Consider the following 556-nt stretch of genomic DNA (forward strand, 5'->3'; position numbering starts at 1 on the left):
AACGCCCAGTACCCACTACCTGCTCCGCAGCTGGCCGCGGGGGTAATGTGGGAACATATGTACTCACGGTGACACAACATACACACTCGCATTCATAACCCGACATCAGTGGAAATCATCTGCCTCTGTGGTCTAGTGGTAGGACGGGCGCTTGCAAGTCGTCAGACCGGGGTTCGAATCCCTGCGGAGGTAATCTTTTCCACAATGGTGACAGTCGGAGTGACGCAAACACCCAGCACAATCATTCACTCACTCACTCATTCATTCACCCTCAATCACACTCACTCACTCACATTCACTCACTCACTCACTACCCGTGACGTACGAAATGTCCGCATTTGCATTGCAAAGAAGACATCCACAGAACCCCGTGTAACACCAATATCTGCGCAAAAAAGCAGGAGGGCTCTGGAGCAACGCCCAGTACCCACTACCTGCTCCGCAGCTGGCCGCGGGGGTAATGTGGGAACATATGTACTCACGGTGACACAACATACACACTCGCATTCATAACCCGACATCAGTGGAAATCATCTGCCTCTGTGGTCTAGTGGTA

The 556-nt window shown here is 52.2% G+C and carries 1 tRNA gene; it reads left to right on the forward strand.

The window, feature by feature from the left end:
* Positions 1–121: 121 nt before the first annotated feature.
* A tRNA-Cys gene (locus tag GY937_20775) sits at positions 122–192 on the forward strand.
* Positions 193–556: the final 364 nt, after the last annotated feature.

Source organism: bacterium (assembly GCA_024228115.1).
Lineage (GTDB): Bacteria > Myxococcota_A > UBA9160 > UBA9160 > UBA6930.